This is a genomic window from Microbacterium sp. K35, assembly GCF_004794375.1.
Lineage (GTDB): Bacteria > Actinomycetota > Actinomycetes > Actinomycetales > Microbacteriaceae > Microbacterium > Microbacterium sufflavum.
Map to the genome: position 1 here is coordinate 1 of NZ_SSDM01000303.1, position 8140 is coordinate 8140.

An 8140-nucleotide genomic window follows, 5' to 3' on the forward strand; every position below is an offset into this window, starting at 1 on the left:
CCTCCGGTGCAGCCTCCCGCGGTGCAGCCGCCGCCGACGCCCCCCGTGCAGCCGCCCGTGGTTCCGCCGACCCGTCGGTCGTCGAGGCCGGCTCCGACCGAGGAATGAGCGCCATGCGGGACGGCCGGCTGGGCGTCGGCATCGTCGGTGCAGGTCGCGTCGGGCCCGTGCTGGGCGCTGCGCTCGCCGGCGCAGGTCACGCCGTCGTCGGTATGACCAGTGGATCCGACGACGAACGAGCCTCGGCCGTGCTCCCCGGTGTGCCCGTGCTCGAGACGCAGGAGGTCGTCCGCCGGGCCGAGCTCGTGATCCTCGCCGTGCCCTCCGAGCAGCTCCCGGCGCTTGTCGCCGGCATCGCCGAAGTGGGTGGGTGGCAGGTGGGTCAGCTGGTGCTGCACACCGATGCGGCGCACGGCATCGAGGTGCTCCGTCCTGCCGCTGAGCGCGGAGCGATCCCGCTGGCGGTGCACCCGGCGATCACGTTCACCGGGACATCGATCGATCTCCGTCAGTTGCAGGCCGGCTATGCCGCGGTGACCGCTCCCGCGGCCGTCCTTCCCATCGCGCAGGCGCTGGCCGTGGAGATGGGCTGCGAACCGGTGGTGATCGCGGACGCGGACCGGCCTGCGTACGCGGATGCGATCGCGACTGTGACCGAGTTCTCGCGGTCGATCATCGGGCAGTCCACGTCCCGGCTGCGGGAGATCGGCGTCGACAATCCCGGGGGGTACCTGTCTGCGCTCGTGCAGTCTACGGTGGAGCGGGCGCTGCGCGAGTCGTCCGAGCCGCCACCCCTGATCTGACGGCGCTCACCGTCCGCCCGAGAAGCCGCCGCCGCCCCCGCCGCCCGAGAAGCCGCCGCCGAACGATCCGCCGCTCGACGAGGACCCGGTCGTCGGCGCCGTGTACGTCGCCGCCGACTGCGACGACGACATGAACGCCGCGAGCTGCACGCGCAGCGCGAGCGAGGTGGGATCGCCGATCCAGGCCGCGCCGCGCTGCTCTCGGGTGTAGGCGCGTTCGAGGACCTCGCCCCACTCGTCCTCCATCCCGAACAGCATCGCGTACGGCAGCAGTCGCTCATACACGTGGATCACCTCGGCACCATCGACCTCACGGCGTTCCGCCCCGGTGTACGACTGCAACATGCGCAGCCGGTCCTCCTCGGCCACGCGGATGAACTCGCGCACGCCCTGGAGGTACTCGAGCGTACGGGCACCCTCCGGGGTGAGCACGGTGTGCTTCGAGAACGAGTAGAAGGCGGCGATGCCGACCAGCACCACGGCGAACGCCGCGGCGACGAGCGCCGGGATCGCGGCCAGCCGCCCGCTCGCCACGGCCCAGATGCCCACCCCGAGGCCCGCCAGCGCGATCGCGATGGCACACCACTGCACGACGACGGCGCCGCGACTCCGGGCCCGCTCCGTGAGGCCCCGCGTGGCGGCGGCCGTGGACCCGGCGGTGGTGAGCGCCGACATGCGGGCGGCGAAGCTCTCGCTCGCGGTCGGCAGGTCGACCACGCCTTCCGCGTCGGCGCCGTGGAACAGGGCGTCGAGGGCGGCCGCGTCGAGCTCGTCCGGTGCGGAACCAGCAGGAAGACGGCGAAGTCGGGGTTGCTCGGGGCTGTCCCCCTCCTCGATGCGCAGCGCTCCGCGGACCGCGAGGTGCACGATCTCCGCGGGGATGACGTCCTGCGCCTTCGGGATGACCGCGGCGGCGACGAGCGGCGGCAGCGTGTCGGGCACGTCGTACTGGGCGACGACGATCCCCGTCGCGCGGCGGCGACGTCGGGTGAAACCTGCAACGGCGAGCCACCCCGCGACCGCGACGCCGACCGCGCCGATCGCCGCTATCAGCGGCCCGACGTCCGCGACCGGGTCGGGCGTGCGAGCCGGTGGCTGCTGCACGGTGCCCGCCTCGAACCCGATCGCGACCGTCACGCCGTCCCCGGCCGCAAGGTCTGCCGCCGACGTGCGGAACGTGGCGCCGTCGCCCGTGGGGTCTGGACCGTCGAGCGTGCACGCGGTCGTGGATCCCGCCGGCCCCTGGTAGCAGCGGGTCGAACCGGTGAGCCTCGCGGCCAGCGCGGCGTCCACGTGGACTTCGGCGTCGAACCGCTCGATCGGCTGCGTGCTGTCCAGCGGAAGGAGGTTCCAGTAGAACTCGTCGACCGCGGGCGTCGCGGAGTCTCTCGGCGACGTGGCCAAGACGACATCGCTCATCTCGTACTCGATCACATACGTCGTCAGGCCGCGCGCGTACTGGTCGTCGCCGGTGAGCACCAGCAGCAGTCCGTCCTCGTCGTCGGTCTCGAACGGGACGTCGCGCCCTTCGCCGTCGGTGACGGACAGCACGCGGGTGTCGATGCGGGCGTTCTCGTACGAGGTCGCGAGGCCCCGGACGATCCCGCGGTTCTGGTCGAACTCAGGGAACCGTGCCACGAGGGTCTCGGTCACGTGGAGGCGAGCGCGACCGTCGACGAGACTCAGGTCGTAGGTGGCGTCCCACGACGCGTACGAGAAGTCGTCCACGTCGGCGGCGGCCGCAGCGGCCGCGGCTGCCGGCGCGACCGCAGCGCGGTCCGACCGGGCGGAGGCGAGTGCCGGAGCGGCGGAGGCCGATGCGACGGGGAGGACGATGGCGCCGGCGGCGAGGACGAGGGCGGCGGAAGCGCGGGCGATCCTGGAGAGGGCCATGCACCGAGGCTACCCAGCGACGGCCGCGGGCCCGCATCGCGCCTCGGTAAACTGGGGGAGACTTTCAAGGAGCCCCGCACATGACTGACGCGTCCGCCGCGCCCGAATCGGCCACGACCGACTCTTCCCCCGAGGACGACGTCCACGAGCAGAAGGCGGTGCGACTCGCCAAGCGCGAGCGCCTGATCGCCCGACGCTCGGATGCGGGGGGCGGCGCGTTCCCCGTGGGCGTGCCGGTGACCCACTCGATCCCCGCCCTGCGTGCGGAGTACGGCGAGCTGGAGGCGGGCGCGGAGACCGGTGTCGTGGTCGGGGTGGCTGGCCGCGTGGTCTTCAGCCGCAACACCGGCAAGCTCTGTTTCGCGACGCTGCAGGCCGGCGACGGCAGCCGCATCCAGGCGATGGTCTCGCTCGCGAACGTGGGCGAGGAGTCGCTGGCCGACTGGAAGGAATACGTCGACCTCGGCGACCACGTGTTCGTGCACGGCGAGGTCATCTCGAGCCGCCGCGGAGAGCTGTCGATCATGGCGGACGACTGGGCGATCGCGTCGAAGGCCATCCTGCCGCTGCCGAACGCCTATGCGGAGCTCAGCGAGGAGGGCCGCGTGCGCAGCCGCTACCTCGACCTGATCGTGCGCGAGCAGGCCCGCACGACCGTCCGGGCGCGCGCCGCCGTGAACGCCAGCCTGCGGGCGACGTTCGCGAGCCACGACTACCTCGAGGTCGAGACCCCGATGCTGCAGGTGCAGCACGGTGGGGCGTCGGCGCGTCCGTTCGTCACGCACTCGAATGCGTTCGACACCGAGCTCTACCTGCGCATCGCTCCGGAGCTGTACCTCAAGCGGGCCGTGGTCGGCGGGATCGAGCGCGTGTTCGAGATCAACCGCAACTTCCGCAACGAGGGCGCCGACTCGACGCACAGCCCCGAGTTCGCGATGCTCGAGGCCTACCAGGCCTACGGGGACTACAACCAGATGGCCGCCCTCACGCAGGAGCTCGTGCAGCAGGCGGCGATCGCGGTCTCCGGCTCGACGACCGTGACCTGGGCGGACGGCACCGAGTACGACCTCGGCGGCGAGTGGGACCGCATCTCCATGTACGAGTCGCTGTCGGCGGCGTCGGGCCGCACGGTGACGCCGCAGGACGCGGTGGAGGACCTGATCTCGTTCGCGCAGGCCCACGGTGTGGACGTGCCGCCGCAGGCCACGCACGGCAAGCTGGTGGAGGAGCTCTGGGAGCACTTCGTGAAGGGCGACCTGGTGCGCCCGACCTTCGTGATGGACTTCCCCGTCGACACCTCGCCCCTCGTGCGCGAGCACCGCTCGATCGCGGGCGTCGTGGAGAAGTGGGACCTCTACATCCGCGGGTTCGAGCTCGCGACGGGGTACTCGGAGCTGGTCGACCCGGTCATCCAGCGGGAGCGGTTCGAGGAGCAGGCGAAGCTCGCGGCCCGTGGCGATGTCGAGGCGATGCCGATCGATCAGGAGTTCCTGCGGGCACTCGAGCACGGCATGCCGCCGTCCGGCGGCATGGGGATGGGGATCGACCGTCTGCTGATGGCCATCACCGGCCTGGGCATCCGCGAGACCATCCTCTTCCCCCTCGTGAAGTGACCGGCACCCGTTCATCGGCGGGTCCGTCCGCGGAAGGCCCAGTCGGGTAGCGCCTCCTCGGCGATCAGCCGCTCGAGGAGCATGGCGAGGCTGTACTCCCGATCGATGTCGCGCGCGAGCTCGACGTAGCGACCGGCGTGCGTGGCGCGGCCGAGTGCCCACGACAGCCACGCCGCTGCGGTGAGGGGCGCGGGTCGTGCCGTGCGTGGTGCCCTCGCTGCGGCATGACGCACCACCTGCAACGCGCTGCGGAGCCGATTCGGATCGGGTGCGGGTCCGCGGCCGACGAACACCCGCCCGAGCTCGTCGGGGATCGGGCTGCCCGAGGCGGTGAAGGCGAGCTGCGCCTGGAGCGCACGGATACCGCCCTCTCGATCGCTCGCCCACTGCGCAAGGGCGGCGTCGCGGAGCGCGGGGCGCTGAAGGCACCAGAGCAGCGCCGCCCAGGCGAAGGGCGGGATCGTGTCCGGGCCCTTCAGCACCGCTTCGAAGAGCCCGGGGAGGTCGTCCAGCAGCGCGAGCGCGGCGAGCGCCTGCGGATCCTCCCGACCGGACACGCGGCCCTTCCCGTCCAGCGCGCCGCGGAGCCCGGTCAGCGCGCGCTCGACGCGCTGGCGCTCGGGTGCCCCCACGCGCGGAACCCGGGCTCCCGCGAGCTGGTCGCCGGACACGTCGCCGATCGAGGGGTGCGCGGGCGTGGGGCCGATCTCGGCGAGCGGCTTCAGCGTCGGCTTCCGGTCGAGGTAGCTGCTCCACCCGCCCGGCGTCACGCAGAGAGCATCCATCACTCGCATGCCCGCACCGCGCAGGCCGGCGAGAAGATGATCCACCACCACGGCGCCGGGCAGCACCAGGCCGTCCGCCGTCGTGACGCTCTCCTCGTCCGTGTACACGACGACGGCGGCGCCGTCCGTGCCGCGGACGCGCTGCAGGAGCCGCACGGCCGAGGCGGCGTAGCGGCCGGGGGGCATCGCGTCGTCGGGCGGGTCGAGCCGCATCGCCCCGTCGGTGCGGGAGCCGCGGAACGGCAGGAGCACGATGCTCCGGCGCGGAGTGAACCCGGCGAGGGTGGGGACGATGCCCAGGAACTGGGCGGAGTCGGAGGCGTTGAGCACGGTGGTCATCCCGAGAGCATCGCCCGGTGGGCATCGCGTGACGGGCCGCGAACCCGCAGTCGGGGGAGCATTCGTGGGAACCGGGCTCTGTGGAGGAGACCCTCGCGTACCATGGAGTCATGGACAACTTCTGGCTCGCCGCGGCATGGTCGCTCCTGCCGACCATCGGAGTCAGCATCGTGTTCGTCGTCGTCCTCCGCGGCATCCTGCGCTTCGACCGCACCGAGCGGAAGGTGCACGCCCAGATCGAGGCCGAGGAACGCGCCGCGCGCGGACTCCCGCCGCGCACCTGAGTCCGACCCATCCGCTACTGTGAAGCGAGCGTGCCTGGTCTGGCGCGCACCGGGGTCATGACCCCTGATGCGGGCGAGGGGGTGCGATGACAGCCTGGACCTGGGGCTGGTGGTTCGCGGTCTTCCTCCTGCTCCTCGACATCACGATCCGCGTCACCGCCATCATCGTGATCCCGCGCAACCGGCGTCCCACGGCAGCGATGGCGTGGCTGCTGGCGGTGTTCTTCATCCCCTTCGTCGGCGTGTTCCTCTTCCTCCTCATCGGCAACCCGCGACTGCCGCGGGCCCGCCGCCGCAAGCAGGACCAGATCAACGAGTACATCGCCGAGACCAGCGAGCACCTGCACTTCGGCACGCTGCGTCCGAACGCCCCCGCGTGGTTCGGACCGATCGTGCAGATGAACCAGCGCCTCGGAGCCCTCCCGCTCTCCGGTGACAACGGCGCGCACCTGATCTCCGACTACCAGGAGTCGCTCGACGAGATGGCGGAGGCGATCCGCACCGCCCAGGACTACGTGCACGTCGAGTTCTACATCCTGCAGTCCGACGAATCGACCGACAACTTCTTCCGCGCGCTCGAAGAGGTCGCGGCACGCGGGGTCGCGGTGCGCGTCCTGCTCGACCACTGGGCCAACCGGGGCAAGCCGCGCTACCGCCAGACCGTCGCACGACTCAACGCGATGGGGGCCGACTGGCACCTGATGCTGCCCGTGCAGCCGCTCAAGGGGAAGATGCAGCGCCCCGACCTGCGCAACCACCGCAAGCTGCTCGTCGTCGACGGGAACATCGCGTTCCTCGGGTCGCAGAACATCACCGACTCGACCTACAACCTGCGCAAGAACATCCGCCGCGGACTGCACTGGGTCGACCTCATGGTGCGCCTCGACGGCCCGGTCGTGCTGAGCGTGAACGCCATCTTCCTGAGCGACTGGTACAGCGAGACCGATGTGGTCCTCCAGGAGATCGACATCGCGCACGCCAACATCGGCTCCGGCGATCTGGACTGCCAGGTCGTGCCGTCCGGTCCGGGGTTCGAGGTGGAGAACAACCTCCGGCTCTTCCTCGCGCTGCTGTACGCGGCGAAGAAGCAGATCATGATCATCAGCCCGTACTTCGTCCCGGACGAGGCGCTGCTGCTGGCCGTCACCGCAGCGGTCGATCGCGGCGTCCAGGTCGAGCTGTTCGTCTCGGAGGAGGGCGACCAGGCGATGGTCTACCACGCCCAGCGCAGCTACTACGAGGTGCTGCTGCGGGCGGGGGTGCGCATCTGGATGTACCGCAAGCCCTACATCCTGCACACCAAGAGCCTCACGATCGACGACGAGGTGGCGGTGATCGGCTCGAGCAACATGGACATGCGCTCGTTCGGCCTCAACCTCGAGGTGTCGATGCTCGTCCGTGGCGAGGAGTTCGTCAGGGAGATGCGCGAGGTGGAGGACAAGTACCGGTCGCTCAGCCGCGAGCTCACGCTCGAGGAGTGGATGCAGCAGCCGCTGCGGTCCACCGTGCTCGACAACCTGGCGCGGCTCACCTCGGCGCTGCAGTGACCGGCCCCGCGCGCCGAGGCCCGTAGGCAGGGGAGGATGCCGCGAGTACCCTGAGGGCATGACTCCTCGCCGGCTCCTCCTCGTCGCGTCCTCCGCGCTCGCCGCGGCCCTGCTCCTCGCCGGTTGCACGGTGGGTCCGGGCAACACCGCCCCGAACTCGACATCGGAGCCGTCGAGCGGTCCGGGCAACGCGGGCGGCGGCGACGATTCGGGCGACCTGGAGGGCGCACTGCTCGACGACGGGCGCATGTTCGCGGTCGTCAGCTGGGGCTCCTCCACGTGCCTGCCCCAGGTCGACCAGGTCTCCGCGGAGGGCCAGACGGTGTCGGTCACGCTGGTCGAACCCGAGGGTGACGGCGCGACGGAGAAGGCGTGCACGGCGGATCTCGCTCCGCGCGCGAGCGTCGGCGCGCTGCCGGAGGGCGTGGATCCGACCAAGGACATCACCCTCCAGGTGACCTACGGGGACGTTTCCGACGACATCGACCTCGACGGCGACCCGGACGCGACCGGCACCCCGGGCGACCCGACGTCGTACGAGCCGTCCGCGGGATGGTTCGACGACGGCGGGCTGGTGCTGCTGACGTGGGGCTCGTCCGGATGCCCGCCGGTCGTGGAATCGGCCGAGGGCTCGGGCTCCGCGGGCACGGTCACCTTCGTCACCGACGACACCCAGGTGTGCACGATGGACATGGCCCCGCGTGCGACCGTGATCGAGTTCCCCGAGGACGACGTGGACGACGACGCGCCGTTCACCCTCACGCTCGTGGGCGGCGGACTCGACGGCACGGTGCAGGTGCGCTGACCCCGGCGCCGCCCCGTCAGAGGATGTGCACGGGGTGGCCGGCGGGCAGCGCCAGCAGCAGAGCGCCCGGG

General features: G+C 71.4%; 7 protein-coding genes. 5 read left to right on the forward strand and 2 right to left on the reverse strand.

The genetic code is table 11. From position 1 onward, the window contains the following. Positions 1-104 precede the first annotated feature (104 nt). On the forward strand, positions 105-803 hold the full coding sequence (locus tag DW299_RS11795) for a DUF2520 domain-containing protein (RefSeq protein ID WP_206251817.1): 699 nt from the start codon (positions 105-107) through the stop codon (positions 801-803). Positions 804-809: 6 nt separating this feature from the next. On the opposite strand, the gene DW299_RS11800 is transcribed toward DW299_RS11795, so the two are convergent. Next, positions 810-2696, reverse strand: coding sequence for a DUF2207 domain-containing protein (locus tag DW299_RS11800; RefSeq protein ID WP_136036704.1), 1887 nt, complete (start codon positions 2694-2696; stop codon positions 810-812). Between the two features lie 80 nt (positions 2697-2776). Here DW299_RS11800 and lysS point away from each other — a divergent pair, with 80 nt between their 5' ends. Next, the gene (gene lysS, locus DW299_RS11805) at positions 2777-4309 is read left to right on the forward strand and encodes a lysine--tRNA ligase (protein WP_136029575.1); all 1533 of its coding nucleotides are present in this window, start codon (positions 2777-2779) and stop codon (positions 4307-4309) included. An 11-nt stretch (positions 4310-4320) separates the two neighbouring features. Here lysS and DW299_RS11810 read toward each other — a convergent pair whose 3' ends face one another. Continuing rightward, the gene (locus tag DW299_RS11810) at positions 4321-5433 is read right to left on the reverse strand and encodes a DUF4192 family protein (RefSeq protein WP_136029577.1); all 1113 of its coding nucleotides are present in this window, start codon (positions 5431-5433) and stop codon (positions 4321-4323) included. A 110-nt stretch (positions 5434-5543) separates the two neighbouring features. On the opposite strand from DW299_RS11810, the gene DW299_RS19130 reads away from it, so the two are divergent. The 3 genes from DW299_RS19130 (at position 5544) to DW299_RS11820 (ending at position 8069) form a co-directional block, all read left to right on the forward strand. Further along, positions 5544-5717: a hypothetical protein gene (locus DW299_RS19130; RefSeq protein WP_168387235.1), complete on the forward strand. Its 174-nt coding sequence runs from the start codon at positions 5544-5546 to the stop codon at positions 5715-5717. 86 nt (positions 5718-5803) lie between these two features. Next, positions 5804-7264 carry a cardiolipin synthase gene (gene cls, locus DW299_RS11815; protein WP_136029579.1) on the forward strand — a complete coding sequence of 487 codons (1461 nt, stop codon included), beginning with the start codon at positions 5804-5806 and terminating at the stop codon, positions 7262-7264. 58 nt (positions 7265-7322) lie between these two features. After that, a complete protein-coding gene (locus DW299_RS11820) occupies positions 7323-8069 on the forward strand; it encodes a hypothetical protein (protein WP_136036705.1) in 747 nt (248 codons plus the stop codon). Positions 8070-8140: the final 71 nt, after the last annotated feature.